The 22,912-nt window shown below is 67.9% G+C and carries 19 protein-coding genes and 3 pseudogenes; 10 read left to right on the top strand and 12 right to left on the bottom strand.

Translation table 11 applies throughout. From position 1 onward, the window contains the following. Position 1 precedes the first annotated feature (1 nt). A complete protein-coding gene (locus L6Q96_00520; GenBank protein ID MCK6553061.1) occupies positions 2-1,168 on the bottom strand; it encodes a hypothetical protein in 1,167 nt (388 codons plus the stop codon). A gap of 110 nt (positions 1,169-1,278) precedes the next feature. Here L6Q96_00520 and L6Q96_00515 point away from each other — a divergent pair, with 110 nt between their 5' ends. Genes L6Q96_00515 through L6Q96_00495 form a run of 5 tightly spaced genes read left to right on the top strand, consistent with a single transcriptional unit; the run spans position 1,279 to position 6,293 of the window. Further along, positions 1,279-2,148, top strand: a complete 870-nt coding sequence (locus tag L6Q96_00515) for a polysaccharide deacetylase family protein (GenBank protein MCK6553060.1) — start codon at positions 1,279-1,281, stop codon at positions 2,146-2,148. Further along, positions 2,138-3,208: a flippase-like domain-containing protein gene (locus tag L6Q96_00510; GenBank protein ID MCK6553059.1), complete on the top strand. Its 1,071-nt coding sequence runs from the start codon at positions 2,138-2,140 to the stop codon at positions 3,206-3,208. The genes L6Q96_00515 and L6Q96_00510 overlap by 11 nt, the downstream gene beginning before the upstream one ends. Further along, positions 3,205-3,762, top strand: a complete 558-nt coding sequence (locus tag L6Q96_00505; protein MCK6553058.1) for an isoprenylcysteine carboxylmethyltransferase family protein — start codon at positions 3,205-3,207, stop codon at positions 3,760-3,762. The genes L6Q96_00510 and L6Q96_00505 overlap by 4 nt, the downstream gene beginning before the upstream one ends. Positions 3,763-3,816: 54 nt before the next feature. Continuing rightward, positions 3,817-5,334, top strand: coding sequence for a B12-binding domain-containing radical SAM protein (locus L6Q96_00500; protein ID MCK6553057.1), 1,518 nt, complete (start codon positions 3,817-3,819; stop codon positions 5,332-5,334). Continuing rightward, positions 5,331-6,293 carry a lysophospholipid acyltransferase family protein gene (locus L6Q96_00495; protein MCK6553056.1) on the top strand — a complete coding sequence of 321 codons (963 nt, stop codon included), beginning with the start codon at positions 5,331-5,333 and terminating at the stop codon, positions 6,291-6,293. The genes L6Q96_00500 and L6Q96_00495 overlap by 4 nt, the downstream gene beginning before the upstream one ends. 284 nt (positions 6,294-6,577) lie before the next feature. Here L6Q96_00495 and L6Q96_00490 read toward each other — a convergent pair whose 3' ends face one another. After that, positions 6,578-7,318, bottom strand: coding sequence for a DUF58 domain-containing protein (locus L6Q96_00490; GenBank protein MCK6553055.1), 741 nt, complete (start codon positions 7,316-7,318; stop codon positions 6,578-6,580). 17 nt (positions 7,319-7,335) lie between these two features. Between L6Q96_00490 and L6Q96_00485 the strand changes: the two are divergent. After that, a pseudogene (locus tag L6Q96_00485) lies at positions 7,336-7,446 on the top strand (helix-turn-helix domain-containing protein). Between the two features lie 447 nt (positions 7,447-7,893). On the opposite strand, the gene L6Q96_00480 reads toward L6Q96_00485, so the two are convergent. The 10 genes from L6Q96_00480 to L6Q96_00435 all read right to left on the bottom strand — a co-directional run bounded on the left by L6Q96_00480 (position 7,894) and on the right by L6Q96_00435 (position 16,030). Beyond that, complete coding sequence (locus tag L6Q96_00480) at positions 7,894-8,853, bottom strand: MoxR family ATPase (GenBank protein MCK6553054.1); 960 nt, start codon at positions 8,851-8,853, stop codon at positions 7,894-7,896. Then, complete coding sequence (locus L6Q96_00475) at positions 8,850-10,058, bottom strand: hypothetical protein (protein ID MCK6553053.1); 1,209 nt, start codon at positions 10,056-10,058, stop codon at positions 8,850-8,852. The genes L6Q96_00480 and L6Q96_00475 overlap by 4 nt, the downstream gene beginning before the upstream one ends. A 5-nt stretch (positions 10,059-10,063) precedes the next feature. Further along, positions 10,064-10,690: a hypothetical protein gene (locus tag L6Q96_00470; protein MCK6553052.1), complete on the bottom strand. Its 627-nt coding sequence runs from the start codon at positions 10,688-10,690 to the stop codon at positions 10,064-10,066. A 159-nt stretch (positions 10,691-10,849) separates the two neighbouring features. Further along, entirely contained in the window at positions 10,850-11,710 is an 861-nt protein-coding gene (locus tag L6Q96_00465) for a hypothetical protein (protein ID MCK6553051.1), read from the bottom strand. A 33-nt stretch (positions 11,711-11,743) separates the two neighbouring features. After that, positions 11,744-12,202 (bottom strand): hypothetical protein, encoded by a 459-nt coding sequence (locus tag L6Q96_00460; GenBank protein MCK6553050.1) that lies wholly within the window; start codon positions 12,200-12,202, stop codon positions 11,744-11,746. 177 nt (positions 12,203-12,379) lie between these two features. Continuing rightward, positions 12,380-12,763, bottom strand: coding sequence for a prepilin-type N-terminal cleavage/methylation domain-containing protein (locus tag L6Q96_00455; GenBank protein ID MCK6553049.1), 384 nt, complete (start codon positions 12,761-12,763; stop codon positions 12,380-12,382). Between the two features lie 55 nt (positions 12,764-12,818). Beyond that, positions 12,819-14,078 carry a hypothetical protein gene (locus L6Q96_00450; GenBank protein MCK6553048.1) on the bottom strand — a complete coding sequence of 420 codons (1,260 nt, stop codon included), beginning with the start codon at positions 14,076-14,078 and terminating at the stop codon, positions 12,819-12,821. Then, complete coding sequence (locus L6Q96_00445) at positions 14,075-14,833, bottom strand: prepilin-type N-terminal cleavage/methylation domain-containing protein (protein MCK6553047.1); 759 nt, start codon at positions 14,831-14,833, stop codon at positions 14,075-14,077. Before L6Q96_00445 ends, L6Q96_00450 begins: the two co-directional genes overlap by 4 nt. Then, positions 14,830-15,216, bottom strand: coding sequence for a hypothetical protein (locus tag L6Q96_00440; protein ID MCK6553046.1), 387 nt, complete (start codon positions 15,214-15,216; stop codon positions 14,830-14,832). Before L6Q96_00440 ends, L6Q96_00445 begins: the two co-directional genes overlap by 4 nt. 202 nt (positions 15,217-15,418) lie before the next feature. Continuing rightward, a complete protein-coding gene (locus L6Q96_00435; GenBank protein ID MCK6553045.1) occupies positions 15,419-16,030 on the bottom strand; it encodes a hypothetical protein in 612 nt (203 codons plus the stop codon). Between the two features lie 367 nt (positions 16,031-16,397). Here L6Q96_00435 and nifJ point away from each other — a divergent pair, with 367 nt between their 5' ends. From nifJ to L6Q96_00415, 4 genes and pseudogenes are all read left to right on the top strand, one after another. Further along, positions 16,398-20,018 carry a pyruvate:ferredoxin (flavodoxin) oxidoreductase gene (gene nifJ / locus L6Q96_00430; protein ID MCK6553044.1) on the top strand — a complete coding sequence of 1,207 codons (3,621 nt, stop codon included), beginning with the start codon at positions 16,398-16,400 and terminating at the stop codon, positions 20,016-20,018. Positions 20,019-20,045: 27 nt separating this feature from the next. After that, the gene (locus tag L6Q96_00425) at positions 20,046-21,050 is read left to right on the top strand and encodes a dihydroorotate dehydrogenase-like protein (GenBank protein ID MCK6553043.1); all 1,005 of its coding nucleotides are present in this window, start codon (positions 20,046-20,048) and stop codon (positions 21,048-21,050) included. A 339-nt stretch (positions 21,051-21,389) separates the two neighbouring features. Then, positions 21,390-21,710: pseudogene (locus L6Q96_00420) on the top strand (hypothetical protein). Positions 21,711-22,304: 594 nt separating this feature from the next. Beyond that, positions 22,305-22,772: pseudogene (locus L6Q96_00415) on the top strand (hypothetical protein). Positions 22,773-22,912: the final 140 nt, after the last annotated feature.

Raw genomic sequence — 22,912 nt, 5'->3', positions numbered from 1 at the left:
GTCACGCCGCCGCCGGCGGCGGGTCGAAGTTGAGGATCCGCCAGCCCCGGCGCCGGTGGTCGTCGAGCACCGCTTCGAACGGACGCTGGTCGATGACTTCGAACTGGCTCGTCTCCAGCGGGAAGCGCGCTCCCGTATCGGTATAGGGAGCCACCGCCGCCGATCCGGCGGAGATCACCGACACGATCGGCGCCAGCGTTTGTTGCATGCTCGAGTCCTCGCGCGTGGTGATGACGATCTTTGCCGCCGAGAGGGTAAGAGACAGGATGGCAACCAGGCGGACGAAGTCGGCGTCGCCGATGGCGCGTGGACCGCCACTGCCTGCAACGCGACGTAGCCTGGGCACGGAAACGTACACGTCCATCCCACGCCCGACGAGGTGCGTGACGTGATAAGCGAGCGCCGTCGCTTCGTACGCGACGTCCGGGTTGAGTCCGAGCAGCACGCCGGGATTGGCGCCGCGCAGGCCGGCCTCGGCGGCGCGATCGAGGTTTTCCAGCCGGCGGACGAAGTTCGCTCGCGGGTTGCTGCAATCGTTGCCCATGAACTTCGCGTATACGGCGGGATCGTACGTCTCCTGGAAAGTCGACATCGTCAGCCGCTGGACGAGGCTCCCGTCGACGAGCCTGGGCAGTCCATCGAGCAGGACCTCGAACTCTTGGTCGTCGACCGCACCGATGTTGACCAGCACGTGATCGAATCCGAGCGCCTGCGTCGTCCGCAGCGCCCGATTCACGTATCCCATAGCCCATTCGCGCCGCGCGGACGCGTACTCGCCGGTGAGCAAAGCCACGCCGCGCATACCGCGACGCAGGAGCAGCTCGAGCTGGGCCTCGATCTCCCCGGGTTCGGCGGTCTCGCGTTGCAAGGCGGCGTTGTCCCGCCGCATACCGCACATGCGGCAGGCAGCATCGCAGGTGTTGGTCATGTAAAGCGGCGAGAAGGTCTCGAGCACGCCGGCCCGTCCCCGGTGCCGGCGCCGGGCGACTTCATAAAGCCTCCGGGTCTCGATACGACTGAACCACAACGGGGCGACCTCGGCCGGTCCGAGGCCGACGCCCGTTTCCATGCGCCTTTCGAGATCTTCGCCGGCTTCTCTTCCGGCCTGCTCCGCGGCTCTTTCCACCACGGCGTGCACCGCCGCTTCGTCCAACTGGAACCTGCTCATATCCGCGGCCTCAACGACAACGGCTTGTGTATATTGGCCCGTGCGCACGGGGTCAACCGCGGGTATCGGGTAGCGGGTGGCGCTTGCATGGCCAGGACCATTCGTGCTGAGTGCCATGGATCGCCCGGCAGGCAGACATGGTGCACGCGCTCAGTGTCGACGTCGAGGACTGGTACCACGACTACCCGGAAGGCGGGCCGGTCGGACGCGAGAGCCGCATCGAACGTAACATGGATTTGCTGCTCGATCTGCTGGCGGCGCACGGCGCGCGGGCCACGTTCTTCTTTCTGGGCGAGGTGGCCGAGCGCTTTCCGGCACTGGCGCGGCGGACGCTGGCCCAGGGGCACGAGATCGGCAGTCACGGTTACGCCCACCGTCCCGTCGGCGCCCTGACGCGCCGCGAGTTTCACGCCGACGTGGAGCGTTCGTTGCGCGTCATCGAAGACGCCTGCGGCCATCGTCCGGTCGGTTATCGTGCGCCGTACTTCTCGCTCAAGGCGGGCGTCCACTGGCCGTTCGCCGCGCTCGCCGAGCTGGGGCTGCGGTACGACGCCAGTGTGCTGGCGATCGACCGCCCGCCCGGTTTGGAGCTCGTTTGTCCGCGCCGGCCGTTTCGCCACCCCAACGGGCTGTGGGAGGTCCCGGTCGCCGTGATGCAGATGCTGCACTTCTGGCATCTGCCTCTGGCCAGCGGGAGCGGGTTGCGCATACTGCCGCAGCGCCTGTTCTACCGTTGCCTGCGCCGTTTCGAGCGCGACGTCGGGGTCGGGGTTTTCTACCTGCACCCGTGGGAACTCGACCCCGACGCACGGAGCGGTCCGCGGCTCGGCCACCTGTGGTTGCGCATCGGGCGCCGGCGGCTGGCCGGGCGTCTGAGTACCCTGATGCGCCACGTGCGCTTCCGGCCGATCGTCGAGGTGTTTCACCGGCAACTTCTGGATGTCGATGCGGGACCGGGGGAGACGATCGATGGCAATTGAGTCGGGCACGGCAACCGCCGCGGGCGCACCGCGCCGGCGGCTGACCGCCCCGCCACTCGGGGCGACCGGGGTGGCCGTGGGTTCGCTCTTGTTGCTGGTCCTGTACTCGAGCCTCGGGCTGCAACCGGTCTGGGCCGCTCTTAGAGCGATCAATCTTCCCATTTTGCTCGTGTACATCGCCATCGCGGTAATCGTTCGCGCCGCCTACAGCCTGCGCTGGCAGCTACTGGCACGGCGTCTCGGCCCGGTGCCGTCGTTTTCGAAGTTCGCCGGGGCGCGTTTGGCCGGCGATGCCGTCTCGGCGCTTGCCCCGGTCGGCCGCGTCGGCGGCGATCCCGTGCGTATCGGGTTGCTCTACGGGGAAGGCGTCGGCGGCACGCGAGCGGGGGCCGGTGTGGTCATCGATCGGATCGTCGAGATCATGGGTAATTCGTTCGCGGCGATCGGGTACGTCACCGTATGCGCGGTCGCTTATGCGGGCGGGCCGGCCGCGGCCACCGCGCCGGCCGTCGTCGGGGCGCTCGTGCTACCGCTGCTGGCGTTGCTGCTCCTGCTCGCGCAATGGCGCCACGGGATGCGCCCGCTGACCCTGGTCGCCGGCACTCTCCGACTGCAGCGCCGCCGGCGCTGGGCGCGCTGGCTTGTGGCGTTGCGGCAAACCGAAGACGATCTCGGCCGCCTGTGCGGTGCGCATCCCCTCCTGGTGCTCTGCGGTCTCACGGGTTCCCTGTTCATCGAGGGCGTCATCGTTGCGGAACACTACTGTTTGTTTCGCGCCTTTGGCGTTTCCCTCGACCTGCCGTCACTGCTGATGGTGCTCCTGACGACCGGGTTATCGCGCGCGGCGCCGGTGCCGGCGGGCCTCGGCGCCATGGAAGCCGGTCAGGTCGCCGTTCTGACGGCAACCGGGAGCAGTCCGCAGGTCGGGTTGGTGGTGGCCACACTGCTGCGGCTCCACGAGTGTCTGTGGCTCGGCGGCGGGCTGGTCGCTCTGTGGGTCCAGGGCGTCTCGCTGCTGCGGCTGCGACCTCTCTGGTGGACCGGGCGAGCGGCGACATGACGCTGGGGACGGTACTGGCGATCCTCTACACGCTCGGACTGGCCACTCTCTTCGTCCTGCGTGCCGAGTCGCTTCCCGAGGCGCTACCGCACTATTCCGCTACCGAGCGCCTGTCGGTGATCGTGGCGCCCGTACTGATCGCCGTACACGTCACGCTGGCGTGCTTGACCTTGAGCGGACTGCCGGGCGTCTCGGCGTCGACAGCGGCACTGAGTCTGGCGATCTTCGCCGCCGGTATGTCCTTCTGGGTGTGGGCACGGACGCAGATCGGACCGCTGCTCGTTTCGCGTCTGCCCCACGAGCCGCCGAACCGTCTGCGCCGCGATGGCCCGTTCGGACTGGTGCGCAATCCTCTTTATCTGGGCCTGCTGGCGATGATCCTCGCCCCCCTGGTCGTGGTGCCCCGCCCCTTGCTGGCGTTTACGTATTTGCTCTGCGTGGCGGCACTGGCCGTGCGGGCCGTCGAGGAAGAACGGCGCCTGCACGCGCAACTGGGCGACCAGTATGCCGCCTACTGCAGAAAAGTGCCGCGGTTGATCCCTTTCCTGTGGTAGTTCGCCGCGCGCCTGGCTTGCGACCTGCGCCCGGGGATTGTAGCGTCCGAACGCATGACCGCCCCCGTTGCCGAGCCGCCAGGCGCACCCGGGCCGCGCACGCTCGTGCTCTGCGAACCGCCGTTCCTGTTCTGGGATCGCGGCATGGACCGTTTACGGGAGGGGGAGGAAACGATTCCCGGTATCGGTCTGCTGACCCTCGCCGCCGTTGCCCGTCAACGCGGTTATCGGGTGGGGCTTGTGGACGCCAAGCGGCAGGGTGCCTCGGTCGAGGACGTGGCGCGCCGCATCCTGGCGTTGCGGCCGGATTATCTCGGACTGTCGGCGACCACGGTATCGGTCACGAACGCGGCGCGCATCGCCGCGCAGGTTAAGGCGCGTGCGCCGGAGGTAACCACCATCCTCGGCGGCGCCCACGTCAGCGCCGTGCCCGAACGCACACTCGCGGCGTTTCCCGATATCGATTTCGGCATCGCCGGCGAGGGCGAGGTGTCGCTGTTCGCATTGCTCGAACGGCTCGAGCACGGCCGACCGTTCGACGACGTCCCCGGCCTCGCTTTCCGCCGCGACGGCCGGCCGGCCGCGAACCCGCGTGCCCCGTACATCGAGAACCTCGACGAGCTGCCGTTCCCGGCCTGGGACCTGCTGCCGGAATTCCCGCACCGCTTTCAGCCTTCGCTCTTCAGTTACCCATGCACGCCGGTCGCGACGCTAATGACGTCGCGCGGCTGCCCGTTCTCGTGCTCGTTCTGCGATCGCTCGACGTCCGGACGCCGCGGCCGCATGCACGGCGTCGATTACGTCGTCGCCATGTGCCGATATCTGGTGGATGCGGGCGTCCGGCACGTGCTCTTCGTGGACGATCTGTTCACCGTGCGCCGGCAGCGCGTTATCGATCTCTGCACGGCCCTGCTGGATGCGGGTCTCAGGTTCTCGTGGAGCTGCAACAGCCATCCGAACCTCCTCGATCCCGACACGCTGCGGCTGATGAAACGCGCGGGCTGTTGGCAGATCGCTTACGGGATCGAATCCGGCTCGCAGCGGGTACTCGATGTCGTCAAACGCGAGGTCCGCATTCCGAAGATGCGCGCGACGCTGGCGATGACCCGCGCCGCCGGGATCAGGGCCAAGGGCTTCGTGATCGTCGGCCACCCGACCGAAGGCCTCGACAGCCTCGCCGAGACGGCGGCGTTCCTGCGCAGCGTCGAACTGGATATCTGTCAGATCACCAAGTTCACCCCGTATCCGGGCACGCCCGCTTACGCCACGATCGACCGGCACGGCAGGTTCGAGGAGGACTGGGAACGCATGAACGCCATGAATTTCGTGTTCGTGCCGGCCGGGCTGACCGAGGATGCGCTCGAGACCTACTTCGATCATTTCTACCGTTCGTTCTACTCGCGCTCCGACGTTCTCTGGGGCCTCTGCCGCATGATCGCCCGCCACCCTCGGTACCTGCGGCGCCTGAGCGCCTCCGCACAGGTTTATGTGCGGGGCAAGTTCGCCGCCGGCCGCTATGCCATCGGTCGGCTGCCGCGCCGTTACCGGCCGGCGGTAGGGGTGGCCCGTTGACCGGCGCACCGCTGGACAGGCTGCGGGCGAGCCTGCGGTTCGACGGTCTGTGGTGGCGCAAGTTTGCCTACCTGGGCTGCGTCTACGGGCCCGACTGGTGGAAGCGGCATTCTCCTCCGGCGATCGCAGCGATCATCTTCCTGCTCGTCGGGCGCAACCGTCGCGGCGCCATGGTCAACCTCGCACGGGTGCTCGGAGACCCCGGCCGCCGGCGGCTAACGCAGGCTACGCTCGGGATGTACGCCCAGTTCGCTCATTGCATGACCGAGACGATGGAATGTTACGGTCCGCGCCCGCACCCGCTGCGCATCGACGTCGCCAGTGACGACGACCTGGAACACGCGCTGCGCGCCGGTCGCGGGGCGATCGTCGTCACCGGTCACTTCGGCAACTGGGACGTCGCCGCGAAGATGATTCAGAGCTACGGGCGGCCGATGAACGTGGTGATGGCGCGCGAGGCAAACGCGACCACGCACGAGTTCGTACGCGCCGCCCGGGAGCAGGCCGGAGTTCGGGTCATCTATTCGGACACGTCGGTGTTCTCTTCGATCAATATCGTCAGAGCGCTGCGGGAGAACGAGATCGTCGCCATTCAGCTCGACCGGCCCATGGGCACGGGCGGCACGCGCGATATCGAGTTCTTCGGCGCGCCGGCGGCCTTTTCCACCGGCCCGTTCGTGCTGGCGCGCCTCACCGGCGCCCCGATCGTTCCGGTGTTCGTGCCGCGTCTGGGTGTCCGTCACTACCGGGTCTGCGTACGCGGCCGATTCTCGGTAGCGCGCGACGACCGCTCGCTGGACGGCACCATGTTGCCCGTCGTGCGCGCCTTCGAGGAGGTCGTGCGCGAGTTCCCGACGCAGTGGTTTCAGTTCTCGCCGTTCTGGCCGGCCGCAGCCGCCCCGGCTGCGCAGACACCGGCGGCGACCCCGCGGCCGGCACGGACGGCGGCCTATCGTTGAACCGTTCGGGACGGTGCTCCTCCTTCGAAAATCGGGGTGCGTAGGACCGGGGGTGGGCAAGCGCAATGGCGGGCAGCCATCGCTATCGGCAGCAGGATCGATCCGATTCCCTCGATCCCGATCGCGATTCCGACCCCGACCCCGCGGCGGGGACCGCGTCTTCATCGTCTTGAGACGACCGCCCGGTCATCGGTGGCGAACGCGCGCGGAGCGCACGTTCCACCCGGACAACCCGATTACGTCACTGCCTGCCGCGCCTTGCGCGCAGGCGCGCCAATCGTGACTCAGATCGTCCCCTCGCCGCGCAGCACGAGATAGCGGTTGAGGACCGCGGCGGTCACTTGCGGCGGCGGCAGATCGAGCGTCTGCACGCCGCTTCTCGCAAGCGCGTGGAGTGCCCGCGCGCGCTCCGCCAGCAGGTCCTCCAGCACCAGACGCCGATAGACGTCGGCAACCCGGAACTCGGCCGGCAGCGCCGCATCGACCGTCGTGTACGCGGGGTCGCGCAGCGCAACGAGCAGCACCCGATGCCGCCCTGCCAGTACCGTCAGCGGCGCCGTCAGCAGCGCCGCGTCGGCCTCCACAAAGTCGGTGAGCACGACAACCAGGGCCCGCTGTCGCTGACGCGCCCCGAGATCGCGGACGAGCGCACGGTAGTCCGCCTCCACCAGTTGCGGCGCTACATTGCGCAGAACCTCGACCAACGGACCGAGCGCCCGCCGGTGCGCGCGCGGCGCCACAGTACCGCGTACCTGACGATCGAAGACCACGAGTCCGACCCGATCCCCGGACACCAGCGCCGCGTACGCCAGCGCCAGAGCGGCATCGACGGCATGATCCAACTTGGTCTGCCCTCCCACCCGTGCGCCCATCAGCCGGCTCGCGTCGAGCGCCAGCAAGACGGTGTGGTTGCGCTCGTGCCGGTACTGGCGCGCGATCAGCCGCCCCCGCCGCGCGCTGGCCGCCCAGTCGACCCGACGCGGGTCGTCCCCGGGAACGTATTCCCGCAACGACTCGAACTCCATGCCCTCGCCACGCTGCCGCCGCGGCCGCGCCCCCGCCACCGCAAGCACCCGCCGCGGGTCCAGCGCCTCCGGCCGTAAGAAGCGCGTCATGTCCGGGTACACGGCAAGCGTATCGCCCACCCCGCCGACCACCCGCCGGCAACACATTCCAAGTGGCGACACGAGCAGGCCGATAAGCGGACCAAACGCGAAATCGCCCCGTTGCTTCGGCCGCACCGGGTAAGACAAAGCCCCGGGATTGCCGGCACCCGCCCTGACGGCCGCGAACTCCGGTTGGCTCTCGACCAGCACTGCCGGCGCATCCTCGAAGACCTCGACCCACGCCGGGTCGCCGTCGTACTCGACCGAAACGCCGATTGCGGCGTGGCGGCCGGCGAAGGCCCGCGCCGGCAGCCGCCGGCGCAAGCGCACCGGAGGCTGCCGCGATATCGATCGGACATCCCACGCCACCAGGCCTCCGAGCAGCAAGCCGGCGGCGGCCAACGCCGGCCACAGGATCGGCAAGACGACGACAACCAGAGCCGCGGCCGTCCACAGACCGGCGGCAGCGAGCAAGCGCCGGGTGGGAAACAGGCTCATCGCGGCACGGCCACACTCGCCAGGGTTCGTCGCAAGGCGACTTCGGCCGTCAGGCCCTCGACTTCGGCCGACGGATCGAGCTGCACGCGATGACGCGCCGCCGGCAACCACATCTCCTGCACGTCTTCGGGCAATACGTAATCGCGCCCCGCGAGGGCGGCGGCCGCCTTCGCCGCCCGCAGCAACATCACTCCGGCCCGCGGCGAGGCGCCGAGCGCGAAGTTGACGTCGGTGCGCGTCGCTCGCACGAGGGCCGCGACGTACGCAACGATCTCGTCGCGCACGATCACGCCGCCGGCGGCCGAACGCGCGGCGGCCAGGCCCTCCGCATCGAGCACCGGGCGCACCGATCCCGCCGGGTGCGCCTCGCCGTGGTGGCGTCGCAGTATATCCGCCTCCTCCGCCGCCGACGGATAATCGATGACGATCTTGAACAGAAACCGATCCAGCTCCGCCTCCGGCAGCGGGTACGTGCCTTCGTGCTCCACCGGATTCTGGGTCGCAAATACCGTGAAGTATGCCCCGAGCGGGTAGCGCGTACCGTCCACCGTCGCGGCCCGCTCCTGCATCGCTTCGAGCAGGGCCGCCTGCGTCTTCGCCGAGGCCCGGTTGATTTCGTCGGCCAGCAGCAAATCCGTAAACAGAGGTCCCTGCCGAAAACGCGCCGCCCCGGTCTGCACGTCGAGGATGCTCGTCCCGACGATATCGCTCGGCATCAGGTCGGGCGTGAACTGCACTCGCCCGCACCGCACCGCTACCGCCGCGGCCAGGGTCTGCACCAGTAAGGTCTTCGCCACCCCCGGAACACCCTCGATCAGGCTGTGCCCACTGCACAGGAGGGTAACGAAAGCGAGGCGCACCGCCGCTTCCTGACCGACGACTATCTCCCCGACATTCTCCCGCAGGGCCTCGAATGCGCTGGTCACCAACCCAACCCCGGCTTGCCCGTCGTTCATCCACCCACCTCCTTCGACAGCGCTTCGAAACCGCGCACCAGCGTTAGCAGCTCGCGTTCGGAACCGACATGCCGGCTATCCGTCGCCAGCAGCGCCTCTGCCCCAGCAACGTCGCCGCCGGCACCCAGACGCTCGACCACGGCCTGCGGCGATGTCCCCGGCGGCAGCCCCAGTCGCCGGCATAGCCGCATCACCGCCAGATCTCGGTAGCGATCCGCCACGCGCCGGTAGTCGCCGCTGCGCGCGTACAGATCCGCGAGCGCATCGACGAATGGATCGAGTACGGGGGCCGCAGCCTCACCCGTCGCAGCACTCCGGGGCGGCAGCATCGCCCCCCGCCACGCCACCAGCGAACCGAGTACCGCCAGACCCGCAAACAGCCACACCGCCGCCGAACCGGCAATGAACCCCACGGCACCCGAGTCGGTCCTCACCCCATGCGAGTATTCGTCGAAGCGGGGCACGCCGAAAGCGCGCACGAGATCGATCATCCACGGTGCCCCATCCGCGGTGCTCAACCACGCGTTGCGCAGCGGCCCCGCATCGGCAACGACAACCACACGGCCGCGGCCCAGCGCCCGTTCGAGCAGAAACGGCAACGCACCGACCCGCGCCCGCACCTGCCAGTCGCCGGCCTCGGCAAAGGTCGTCAGGCCCGCGCTACGTATCATCCGCACCCGCGCCGGACCGTCTATCTCCTGCTCGACCCCCGCGGTCTCCGCGTAAAACCGATCGGCCGGGCTCGGCTTGCGGTCCCTCGCGGCATCACCCTCCTCGGCCGGCAAGTCCGGGTCGATCCGAGCCGGCAGGGCGAGGCCTGCTACCGCGGTACACGCGGCGCCGCCGGGCGGCAGCATCACCACCGCGGTGCCGCCGGCCTCTATCCACGCACGGCCCGGCCACCCCGCGGTGCCAATCGGGCCCGGCTCTCCGGGCAACGTCCGCTCGGCCACGTCATCTCCACACAGGCCCTGCGGCTCGATCCACCAGACGGTGGCCTGAGGCTCCAGACGGGACGGCGGGACGACCTCGCGCCGCACGGGCAGAGCTAGCCCCGCCAGTACTTCGTACGCGCCCCGGTACCCCCGCGGCACCGTACCGAAGGACGTGTGCGACACCTGAACGCCGGCCGGTTCGCCCAGCAGTCCAAACAACACGAGCCCGACCAGAAGTACGACTACAGATATGCGCGCCGCAGTCGTCATGAGAACTAAGTAAGCGCCGCGACCCGCGCGTATAACGTGCGCCAGGCCTCGTAGAGGCCCGGATCGTCGGCGCGGTCACGGAACCAACGGGTCTCCAACCGGTCGAGTAACCGGAGCAGCTCACGCCGCTCCGCGTCGCCCAGGCGCGCCGCGGTCAAACGCCGGCGCAGTACCCGGTTCGGCTCGGCACGGTCGAGGCGGAGGCCACGCTCTTCGAGCAACAACGTCAGGACGGCAAGATGTACCCGATGGGCCGCCTCCAGCGAGCGCCCCGCACGCGCCAGGCCCTCGGCTTCGTTCAGCCATGCCGGAGGCGCCGTCTCCTCCGCCATCGGCCGCACACCGCGGGATGCCGCCCCCAGGGCGCGGTGTACGGCGTACGCGATGTGCACGAGCAGACCGACCCCCACAAGCAGGAGCGCCACGAGCAACGCCGAGTACAGAACGGGCTGCGTGTCGGCCACGACGGCCAGCCAGGCACGGACAATATCGAGCCAGCGCTCGATCGCGATCAGCAGATCGAAGAAACCGCGCACCGGCGCCGCGCGCCAGCGCGCGTACTCCTCGCGGCCCAGAACGTCCGCTGCCAGGGCACGGATACGATCGTCGGGCGGCAGCGGTGGGATCGTCATGACGGCCGCATCAGCAGCCCGTTGCGGGAACCGACCCAACGTGGCGCAGGCGGCTGACCCCATGCCGGGTCCCGGCCGGAAGCGGCGTCAGTGCGGATTCCCCATCCGAGCGACCGGCAACCTGCCCCGTGCTCTCAGGTTGCACATCCGCCCCGCACTCTATTGCGACTGCACAGTCGGCGCACCAGCCAGCACCTTCTGCGCCAGGTGTTCGATCTCGAACGCTTCCTTCCGGCAGCGCAGATCGAAATACAGCGCCACCCCGACCGCCGCGCCGTAAGCCGCGCCGGCGGCCTGCGCCACACCCGCACCAACCGATCCGAGCCACGGGATAAAGGCGAGAACGAACCCGACGCCACCGACCAGCAGCAGAATGACGAGAGCGCTCACCAGCATGACGCCAAAGCCACGCATCAGGTGGCCGCGCATCAACGCGCGACTGCGGCGCATGGCGGCAACTCCGAAGACGCGCTCCAACACCATAACCTGCCAGACGATCAGAAAGCTCAAAGAGATGTACACCAGCACGGCCCCCGCCACCAACCCGGCAACCCCGACACCCAGGAAGGTCAACGCCTCCATGCCCAGCGCGGGGCCCAACCACAGGGTCACGCCGGCGAGAACTCCACCGGCCACCGTCGGAACGCATAGGATCGCGAGATACACCAGGGCCGCCGTCCCGGCCAGCGGCAGCAGAATCGACAGACCGAAACGCAAGGCCGACCCGATCGTGCGTTGGCGGCCGACGTAGACCTCGCCGATGGCGTAGGTGACGGCCACCTGCACGATCGGCGCCGCCACCAGCGCCAGCAAGAGCAAACCCGCACCGGCACCAACCGCCGCGGCAAGGGCGCCCTGAGCCGGGTCCCGAAGTTCCCGGCCGAGGTAGCCATTCAAGATCGCCGTCGGGACGTAAAGCACCGAGGCCGTGCCGACCAGCAAGACGAAGTGGTCGCGTAGTAACTGAAATCCGGCGTCGAGGATCTCGCCGAACGACATCGCCCGAATCTCGTAGCCCATGGCAGCCTCAGCGTCTCCCGCGCACTCGCACCGTCAAACCCCGTGCCCCCCGACGTTCGGGCAATCCAACGTATACCCGTTACCGTCGGGTTTATACTCGTACGGCCGTCCCGAGCGCGGCTCGACGGCCGGCTCGGACAAGGCACCGGCGGGAAGGTCGCCCAGGGTGCGCGGGGCTGTCCCGTGCTCCTCGATGTACGCCTCGACCGCGCGGCCGATAGACGCCATGCGGCGCATGCAGGGTTCGGATTCGATCCGCAAGACCTCCGGGTCGGGAGACGGCAACGCCCCGCCGGTACTCGCACGCATCAGCACCGCCACCTCCACCCCGCCGACGAGCAGCGCAATCGGCAGCAGGATCGCCAGCACCACCGTCTCGGTGCGACGGGTGCGGGGCACTTCATCGACCCGCGGCGGCCCCTGCAAGCGCACTTCGTCGGCGAACTGCCGCGCGAGCGCTCGCACGTCCTGAGCTACGTGTCCTTCGTCCATGCCTTCCCTCTCTCGCCCGGCAGAGCCGGATTGGGCGATGATGCGACCGGCAAGCGGCAAACCGGTGGAACGAAACCGGAAATGCGGAACCGCATTTCGAACGGGGTGACGTTCCCGGTAGCGGATCCCCCGCGCTTCATCTCCGGTCCGACGCGAAAGCGATTGGCCATAAGCTGCCTACAAGCGCGCGTTAGTCGCCGTCGTGCGCCCGTCCCTGTAGTAAAATGTCGCGACGCCCTTCGCGTGCGTCCCACGCACGTAGGTCGAGTAGATACCGGCACGACTGCGGGTGCGTTGGATTACCAGCGTGGTGCCGCGCGACACGTAGGCACCGGGCACGTTGGTTACGCGGCCCGGCCCGCGCACCGTACGCGAGAAGGTCGCGGTCGAGTCCATACCGTCGATCGCCTTGCCGACATTGACCGCGTCGGACAGCGCGACCGAATCGAACGCCCGCCGTCTCACGTTGCGGTACGCCGGCACGGCCAGGGCAGCCAGAATCGACAGAACGGCCAGCGCGGTGAGCAACTCCACCAACGAGAAGCCGCCGACCCGTTTCATCTTCTGGGACTCGTGTCCGCTATACCGGTGCAAGCGCATAAGTACCCTCCTGCCTCTACGACGGCAGTGTCCACATCGAAGTCAGCTTGACGACCCCGGGACCGCCCGGGATCGACTTCAGCGCCTGGTCGAAGTGGATTCCGCCGTTGCCGCTATTTTGAAGAGTCGAGGCCACGAAGGCCCCGAACATGTTGCCGTTGCCGCTGACCATGAGTGGCGACTCCGGGGCATAGACCGTGCCGTAGAAATCGGCGTTGCCCGAAAAACCGATGCCCTTCGACCCGCTCTGGTAGATCATCAGGTTCGAAGGCAACTGGCTGCCGTTGGCGATGCCGTTGCCGGCAACCGAGATGCTCCCGGTCACATATAGATTAACCGGCCCAGCCGCGGCATTGATGATCAACTGGGCGTTGCCGGTAATCGAGATGGAACTGACGAGATAGGTGCCGGCGGTCAGGGTGCGCTTCTTGTTGCCGCTGAGCGACAGGGCGCCGAGGTTGGTAATACCTCCCGGAACGGTGACCGGCGCGTACGCCGCCGGAGACGCAGCCGGCGTGGTCGAGCCGGTGACCTTGGCATTGCCGGACAGGCTCACTTTCTGGCTCGGCCCGGGGATGGCGTTTCCGCCGATGGTGGCGTTGCCGCTCAGGGCCATGCTGCCGTTGCTGCGCATGTTTCCGTCGTTCGTACGATTGCTGGGGCCGTACGCCCCTTTCTTCGAGTCGTAGCTGTCGGTGTACGCGTTGCCGCTTATCTGGACGGAGTCGCGCGCAAACAAGCCGTCCTGGAAGAGCGGCTGCGATTGACGCACCAGCAGACCGCCGACCTGACGGGACACCTTGCCAACGGTGCCCGTGGCGAGGAGTTCCCACGTCTCGGGATTGGTCGCGATCAACGCGGCGTTGACGCTGTAGCGGCCGCCCCCCACGGACTGACCGGTGAGCGAACCGTTGTATGCCGTAACCACACCGCTCTTCGCGAGGCCACCGGTGTCGGTGTAGTTGTTCGGGTGATTGCCGGGCAGGGTCACCGGCTTGCTGTTGCTGGTAAGGTTGACCGGCACGGTTGCCGTGAGCTGCGTCGCGCTCGGCAGGCTGTAACCCTGGGTCTTGAACCACGCCGTCGCACGCTGCACACCGCCCTCGGCGAGGTACTCCGCGGTAGCGCGCTGCCGCAATGTTCCCGCCGCCCGGAGTTGCGTGGTCACCAGCGTGTGAATCCCGAGCGCAATGATAAGCACCACCGACATGAAACCGAGCGCGAACACCAGCGCCGACCCGCGCGTGTTTGCCGGATGCCGTCGTTCGTCGCTCATGAGAACCCCAGATTCGGCGGCGCTACGCGTGTCGTCAGCGTAAACGGCAACCGCTTGCGCGTCGCCAGGTCGTTCGCCCGTGTCTCGACGGACAGGGAGATGTTTATCTGTCGGATCGCGGACAGCGTCGTCGAGTCGTACGTGAACGACAGGCCGGTTACGTTGGTGATGAAGCGCTTGCCGTTGCGCATAAGGTCCCTGCCGACCAGCTCGAACGTGACCTGTTCGACCGGCGTCACCGGAGAGCCGGCCGCGAAGGAGTACGCGAGCGTCGAGGAAAGCAGGACGGTGTTGCCGCTGACGGTACGGATCGAGCCGAAGTACCAGCGCGTCGAGTCGCTGATGTACACCGACATGCCGGCCTTGAGCCCGGCGGCGGACACCACGCCGATCGTGCTGGTCCCGGCGGCTGCGGCGGCGCTGAGGTAGGTGTGGGTAACGGGGACTTTGGTCCAGAACGCCAACTTCGCCGGCGCGGCGGTCACCAGACGCGCCGCCGCGGACGGGGTCGTGGCGAGAGGTACGCCGAAACCCGCCATGCCGATCTGCTCGGACATGATGCGCATCGCCGTGCGCACGTCGTTCATCGACTCCGTCACCAACTGCTGCGTCGCATGCGTGCGGATCTGCGCGATCAGGTTGCTGTAGGCGGCGGCCATCACCAGGCTGAGCAGCGCCGTTGCAACCAGCAACTCGACCATCGACAGGCCCGCCCGGGCCTGCCATCGCGCCGGACACGCACCCGGCGGGCTCATTGCGCCAACTCCGTCATGAAGCTCACCTGGCGCATACCGTTGTCGGTGTACCCGATCGTCACCGTCACGTTGCGCGTGGTCCCGAGCGCCCCGGCCGCGATTGTGGTGGTGCGGCGATAACCGCCACCCGGGTTCCCGGCCGCATCCAGGTTGCTCTCGACCGTCGTACCCGGCACCGCCGCGGCATAACCGTTGCGCTTGATCTGTTCGATCTTCTGCTGTGCCAGCAGCGTGGCATTGTCGACGAGGCGCGCACTCAGGTTGTTGCGTATCGCCGAGACTGCCAGAGAGTTCAGTCCCATCACGGCCAGCGCCATGAGGCCGAGGCCTACCATAACCTCGACCACCGTCATGCCACGCTGCGTGCGTGTCCCTGTCACCATGGTTCCGCCGTCGCCCTGCGCGGCGACCGCTCCGCCGGCTTCCACTCCGCTGACTGGCCAAGCAGCAAAGCACGTACCGTGGTTCCCGCCGCCCTCAGACATAGCTCCCGACCCTCCTGACGGCGGCCCGGCGACGAATTCGGCGCGGCTGCAAAAGATTTTGTCGCTGCACGGATGGCCGGCTCATGGCGGCGCCATGCCATTATCCTTGCGGGGCGCCGGTGCCGATGTCATGCGCCTCGACGTGCGGTGCAAGTGGATGATCCGGGCAGGTCAACAGCGCACTGGCGCCGTCGTGCAGATAGCGAAACGGCGTGCCGGTGGTCGGATCGGCCGGCGGGTCGAGCAGATACTGCGGTCGCAGGCTGTCGAGTGTGGGCGGCGGCGCACCGTGATCGACGGCGTAAGCCGCCAGCGCCGCCATGACCTCCTCTTGCCGCGCGACGCACGCCGCGCCGCCCGGGGCGGCAGACACTCCCTCGAGCGACGAGACCGGCAGGCCGGTATTCCAGATCACGACCGCCACCGCAGCCGCTGCCGCCACCATGAGCGCTGCGGAGATGGCCAAGCCACCGTACACCCGCCGCACCGCGGGAGGCGGTGGCGGCAAGGTAATCGGGGTCTGAAGGTCGGTGCGCAGCTCGGCGAGGTATTGATTGACGAGCCCCTGCACGGCTTCAGAAGCGGGCTCGGTGGGCGTTGCTTCCGCACTCGCGGCGTCGGCGACGGGCGGCGGCAGCACATCGACGAGCACCAGTTCACCGGGCTCCGGACCACTGTCGGCGGCGGGGTCGGGGGCTTCTGGTTGACGCACGGCTCCCATCGCCAGTTGCTGCAGCAGGCTGCATGCCAGCGCGGACGGACCTTCGCTTGCTTCGTCATCACGGCGCGCCGGCGGAATCGCCGGTCAGGGAAATGACGGTTTCCGGCGGGTCTCGGGCCATCGACACGGACCCGGTCAGTGGCCGGCCGCGCCGCCTTCCATCCCCTTGCCCGGGGCGTCGTCCGCAGGACGCGCAGGCTTCTCGCGCCGCCGGGAAAGTCCCGCCGGACCGGCCGGCGCTTCATTCGCGCATGCGAGAAGGCATTTCGATGATGTTGCCAATTCGCGTGCGTGCTAGGGTCGGCACGATTACGGCAACTCATGATGCGGAGCGCTCTTTAGAAGAAGAGGTGAACGGATGTCCCAGCGACGTATGGTGACGTTGGACGGGAACGAGGCGGCGGCATCCGTCGCACATCGCACCAGCGAGGTCATCGCGATCTACCCGATCACGCCGTCGTCAACGATGGGCGAGTTTGCCGACGAGTGGGCGGCGCAGGGCCGGTCGAACGTCTGGGGAACGGTTCCGGTGGTCACGGAGATGCAGTCCGAAGGAGGCGCTGCCGGTGCGGTTCACGGTGCGCTGCAGGCCGGCGCTCTGACGACGACGTTCACGGCGTCGCAGGGTTTGCTGTTGATGATCCCCAACATGTACAAGATCGCGGGCGAGCTGACGCCGTTTTGCATGCACGTCTCGGCGCGCACGGTGGCCACCCACGCGCTGTCCATCTTCGGCGACCACTCCGACGTCATGGCCTGTCGTCAGACGGGGTTTGCGCTGCTCGCGTCCGGGTCGGTGCAGGAAGCCCACGACCTCGCCTGCATCGCGCACTCGGCGACGTTGCGCGCGCGGGTTCCGTTCCTGCACTTTTTCGACGGATTTCGCACCTCGCACGAAGTCGCCAAGATCGAGGAGCTTACCGACGCCGATCTGCGCGCCATGATCGACGACGATCTCGTCGACGCCCACCGGCAGCGCGCGCTTACCCCGGACCGGCCGGTGATCCGCGGCACGGCACAGAATCCGGACGCCTTCTTCCAGGCTCGCGAGGCCGGCAACCGCTTTTACTCCGAGTGCCCGGCGATCGTGCAGGAAGCCATGGATCGCTTCGCCGCCCTCACCGGGCGCGCGTATCGTCTGTTCGACTATCACGGCGACCCAGCGGCCGATCGGGTCGTCGTCGTCATGGGTTCCGGCGCCGAGACCACGCACGAGACCGTCGACTGGCTATGCGCCCGCGGCGAGAAGGTCGGTGTATTGCGCGTACGCCTCTACCGGCCTTTTTCGGTGGCCGACTTTGCCCGCGCTCTCCCGCCCACCGTCAGGACTATCGCCGTGCTCGACCGCACCAAGGAACCCGGGGCTATTGGGGAGCCGCTTTACCTCGACGTTGTGGCGGCGCTGCGCGAGGCCCGCGACGGCGGCATCGCGCAGTTCGCCGGCGACCCGGTCGTCGTCGGCGGCCGCTTCGGGCTATCTTCGAAGGAATTCACCCCCGCCATGGTAAAGGCGGTCTTCGACAATCTCGCCGCGGCGCCACCGAAAAACCATTTCACCGTCGGCATCGTCGACGACGTCACGCACACCTCGCTGACCGTCGATCCCGAACTCGACATCGAGCCCGACGACGTGGTGCGCGCCGTGTTCTTCGGACTCGGCGCCGACGGTACGGTCGGCGCCAACAAGAACTCCATCAAGATCATCGGCGAAGGCACCGACAAGTGGGCCCAGGGCTACTTCGTCTACGATTCGAAGAAATCGGGCGCGGTCACCATCTCGCACGTCCGCTTCGGCGACCGCCCCATCCGCTCGGCTTACCTGGTCAAGCGCGCCAACTTCGTGGCCTGCCATCAGTCCGTCTTCCTCGAAAAGTACGACATGCTGGAAGATGCGGTCCCGGGGGCGACGTTTCTGATCAACACGCCGCACGGTACCGACACGGCCTGGGACAGCTTCCCCCGCGAGGTGCAGGAACAGATCGTCGCCAGGCGACTCCGCGTCTTTGTGATCGACGCCTACAAGGTCGCCAAAGACACGGGCATGGGTCGGCGGATCAACACGATCATGCAGACCTGCTTCTTCGCCATCTCGGGCGTGCTCCCGCGCGCCGAGGCGATCGACCACATCAAGCGGACGATCAAGAAGACTTACGAACGTAAGGGCGACGTCATCGTCAAGCAGAACTTCGCCGCCGTCGACCACACCCTCGCCCACCTGTTCGAGGTGCAGCTCCCCGGCCGGGTGACCGCGACGCACTCGCTGCCGCCGATGGTGGCCCCGGCCGCACCCGACTTCGTCCAGCGGGTCACCGCGCTGATGATGGCGAACAAAGGCGATCTCCTCCCGGTGAGTGCCTTTCCCGTCGACGGCACGTGGCCGACCGGCACTTCGCGTTGGGAAAAGCGCAACATCGCCCTCGAGATGCCCGTCTGGGACCCGAAGATCTGCATCCAGTGCAACAAGTGCGCGCTGGTCTGTCCGCACGCGGCGATTCGCTCCAAGGTCTACCCGCCCGAGTCGCTGACGGCGGCACCGCCGACGTTCCAGGCGATGGACTACAAGGGCAACGAGTACAAGGGCTGGAAGTACACTATCCAGGTGGCGCCGGAGGACTGCACCGGATGCACGCTCTGCGCGATGGTGTGCCCCGCCAAGGACAAGTCCAACCCGCGTCACAAGTCGCTCGACATGCACCCGCAGCCGCCGCTGCGGGAAGCCGAACGCAGGAACTACGACTTCTTCCTCGACCTGCCCGAGGTCGATCGCACGACCGTGCGCCTCGACGTCAAGCAGGCGCAATTCCTCGAGCCGCTGTTCGAGTACTCGGGCGCCTGTGCCGGCTGCGGCGAAACCCCGTACATCAAGCTGGTAACGCAGCTCTTCGGCGACCGCGCTCTGGTCGCCAACGCCACCGGCTGCTCGTCGATCTACGGCGGCAACCTGCCGACCACGCCGTATACCGTCAACCGCGACGGCCGCGGACCGGCGTGGTCGAACTCCCTGTTCGAGGACACGGCCGAGTTCGGTCTCGGTTTCCGCCTGGCCGTCGACAAGCACGCCGAACAGGCGCGGGAGCTGCTGCGGCATCTGAGTTCGGACATCGGCGGGGTGCTCGTCGACGAGATTCTGCAAGCGCGGATGGACGACGAGGCGGGCGTCGCCGCGCAGCGTCAACGCATCCTGGCGTTGCGCGGCAAGCTGGCGGAAATGGAGACTCCCGAGGCGAAGCGTCTCGATCGGATCGCCGACTATCTCGTGAAGAAGAGCGTCTGGATCGTCGGCGGAGACGGCTGGGCCTACGACATCGGCTTCGGCGGGCTCGATCACGTTCTCGCGCTCGGCCGCGACGTCAACCTGCTCGTGCTCGATACCGAGGTCTACTCGAATACCGGAGGACAGCAGTCGAAGGCGACGCCGATCGGCGCGGCGGCCAAGTTTGCCGCCGCCGGCAAGGCGACGCCGAAGAAGGACCTCGGCCTCATCGCCATGGCGTACGGTAACGTCTACGTCGCGCGCATTGCCTTTGGCGCCAAGGATTTGCAGACCACGCGCGCCCTGATCGAGGCGGAGTCCTACCCCGGACCTTCCTTGGTCATCGCGTACAGCCACTGCATTGCGCACGGCTACGACCTCGCCTACGGGATCGAGCAGCAGAAACTCGCGGTCAGCACGGGATACTGGCCGCTCTACCGGTTCGACCCTCGCCGCGTCGCCGCCGGCGAGTCGCCGTTGCAGCTCGATTCGACCGCGCCGAAGCAAGCCATCAAGGACTTCATGCGCAACGAGACCCGATTCCGGATGGTCGAGCAGCTCGACCCGGCGCGCTTCCGGCATCTCGCGCACCTCGCCCAGGAAGAAGCGACGGCCCGGGTCGCGATTTACGAGCAACTGGCGAAGCTGCGCGTACCGCGGCCCGTACCGGAAGCGGCCGAGGAATCGGACACGGGGGCGCCGACACCGAGCGCCGCCGCCCGCTGACTTCCGGCCCGCCGCGAGGAGGCGACGATGGATCTGTCAACGACGTATCTGGGTTTGGAACTGCCCCACCCGCTCATGCCCGGCGCCGGGCCGCTGGTCGACGACCTGGACAACGTGCGCCGCCTCGAAGACGCCGGCGCCGCGGCGATCGTCATGCACTCGCTGTTCGAGGAACAGATCGCGATCGAGCAGCTCGGCACCATCTACCACATGGAGATGCACGCCGACTCGTTTGCGGAGGCTCTGTCGTACTTCCCGACGCCGAGCGAGTACCGTCTGGGACCGGATGACTACCTCGAACGCATCCGTCGCCTGAAGGAAGCCGTCGGCATCCCGGTGATCGCGTCGCTGAACGGCGTGACGCCGGCCGGCTGGCTCGAGTACGCGAAGCTGATGGAACAGGCCGGGGCCGACGCCCTGGAGCTCAACTTCTATTATATGGCGACCGATCCCGCCGAGAGCGGCGATGCGGTCGAACGGCGCCTGGTCGAGATCGCGCATACGGTCAAGCAGGAGACGGCACTGCCGGTGGCCGTGAAATTGTCGCCGTTCTTCTCGTCGCTGGCCAACGTCGCCCAGCGCCTCGACAAGGTCGGGGTGGACGGGCTGGTGATCTTCAATCGTTTCTATCAGCCGAACATCGACGTCGAGGCGTTGGAGGTAACGCCCAGCCTGTACCTTTCGGATTCCTCGGAGCTCAACCTGCGCTTGCGCTGGCTGGCGGTGCTGTCCGGAAGAGTGCGTGCGTCGCTGGCCGTCACCGGCGGAGTGCACACGCATCTCGACGCCATCAAGGCGGTGATGGCCGGGGCACACGCCGTGCAGATGGTATCGGCCCTGCTGGAAAAGGGGCCGGCCGAGCTGCGCAAGGTGCGGGAGCAAATGGCCGTCTGGCTCGAAGCGCACGAATACGAGTCGCTCCGCCAGATGCAGGGCAGCATGGGCCTCGACCGTTGCCCGGAACCGGGGGCCTTCGAACGCGCCAACTACATGCGGGTCTTGCAGAGCTGGTACCGCAGCCGCGCGTTCTGACCCCCGCCCGCAACCTCGATCGTCGGATACCGATACCGGCTCTGAAGGCGGGCCGGACCCGCTCTCTTAGAGTCGGTCGCGACGATCCCCGGGTCGCAGTGGGGTTGCAGTCGCGAAAAGGGACTGCTGGACGACCACCCGCACGGTTTTCGCTGCCCCCTGCCCCGGGCTGCCGAGTACTGGTTACCGCCAGATTAAGGATCATGCGTGAATGAGCGACGCGGTTGACAGCCGGGCCTCGGCTTGTCAATTATCGCCGCCATCGTGAGACGAGATCGTGGTAACTCCCCGCGGCGATCGCTCGGGGATGCCCACCTGGCCAGGAGAGGAGCATAGACCATGAAGATGCGAATAGTCCGTTACCTGTCCCTTGCGGCATTGGTTTCGCCCCTGATGCTGAGCGGCTGCGGCGACAACGACGGGGTCCCCACCCCGACGCCGGGTCCGACCAATACCTCCGGACCGCAGGCCCCAACGCGGACGCCGACGTCGCCGGCGCTGACCGCAACTCCGACCTCGCCGGCGCTGACCGCGACCCCGACGGCACCCGCCGCAACCGCTACGCCCACGGCACCGGCGCCGACGGCAACCGCGACCGAGGCGGCGGCAAGCCCGACCCCGACGGCAACGCCCGAAGAAGGCGCAACGCCCACCCCGACCCAGGCGGCTGGCGGCCCCGGCATCCAGCTCGAAACCGTCGACGCGCAAGCCGGCGAGACCGTCACCGTCGACGCCACGCTTGCCACCGGCGGCGGCGACGTGGCCGGAACTCAGAACGACTTCACGTTTGCCACCGCCGAGAACCGCAAGGTGACCGTGGTGCGCAAGTCCAACAACCGACCCGATTGCGCGGTCAATCCGGAAATCAACAAGACCAGCACCACCTTTGCCTTCCAGCCGCCTGGCTGCACGGTCGACACCTGCACCGCGGTTCGCGCCATCGTGTTCTCGTCCGAGGACGTCGAACCGATCGCGGACGGGGAAACGCTGTACACGTGCAAGGTGCAGGTCGCCGCTGACGCACCCTCCGGCACCTACCCACTGACGATCAGCGGCACGATCCTGAGCGACCCGACCGGCGGCCGTGTCTGCGGACCCGCTGCCGGCAATCCGCCGTGCACGGGCAACGAGGACGGCGCTGTCGAAGTCGACTGACCGCCCCCCGACACCACCGCGACCCGGGCGCCGCAACGGCGCGGCGCCCGGGTCAAACATAGCGCCGGAATGCGTTCGCCTCTTGCCGCTCTGACCTTGATGCTGGCGTTGCTCGGCACCGCCGGGTGCGTATTCCGCGACGATAAGCCGACGCCAACGCCTACCGACACCGCCTCACCCACCGCCTCACCCACCGCCACACCGACCACCACGCCCACCGCCAGCGCTACCGCCACGCCAACCGCCACCCCGACCGTAACCCCAACCTCGACCCCTACACCGACACCAAGTCCAACGCGCACGGACACCCCGACCGCTTCGCCGACCGGCACCCCAACTCCTACGCCAACACCCACAGCCTCCGCCACGCCGACCGCCACCCCCACTGCGACCCCCACGAGCACCGCGACCCCCACGCCGACCGCCACGCCGACCCCCACGGCGACCGACACCCCCACGACCACGCCGACGACCTCACCGACGGACACCCCCACCCGCGAAGCCACGAGCACGAGCACACCCACGGCCACGCCGACCGATGCGCCGACCGCCACGCCGACACCCACCGCCACGGAGTTGCTCACCCCGCCCGCGACTGCGAGCCCCACCGACACCCCGACGGCAACGCCGTTTCCGGAGTGAAGGCCCGGGCGATCCGAAAGCCGATACTCGATATCTGGGATTGGCGTCTCGAGGCTTCGGCATCG

This window comes from Candidatus Binatia bacterium, from assembly GCA_023150935.1.
Lineage (GTDB): Bacteria > Desulfobacterota > Binatia > HRBIN30 > HRBIN30 > JAKLJW01.
The sequence above is the reverse complement of the archived record's forward strand: the minus strand, read 5'-3'. Positions and strand labels throughout refer to the sequence as shown.